General features: G+C 67.8%; 1 protein-coding gene. It reads left to right on the top strand.

The genetic code is table 11. From position 1 onward, the window contains the following. Positions 1–214: ABC transporter ATP-binding protein (locus A6V29_RS10715; protein WP_137160276.1), on the top strand; the 214-nt coding region annotated here is incomplete at both ends.

Genomic DNA, 214 nt, shown 5'->3' with positions numbered 1-214 from the left:
CCATCCAGGCCGGCGTCATCAACCTGCTCGAGGAGCTGAAGGACCGGCTGCAGCTGTCCTACCTCTTCATCGCGCACGACCTCTCGGTCGTCCGGCACATCTCCGACCGCGTGGCCGTCATGTACCTCGGCCGGATCGTGGAGGTGGCCGATCGCGACGAGCTCTTCGAGCGGCCCGTGCACCCGTACACCCAGGCGCTGCTGTCGGCGATCCC

This window comes from Blastococcus sp. CCUG 61487, from assembly GCF_005222955.1.
GTDB lineage: Bacteria > Actinomycetota > Actinomycetes > Mycobacteriales > Geodermatophilaceae > Blastococcus.
This window is presented reverse-complemented; position numbering and strand designations above follow the sequence as displayed.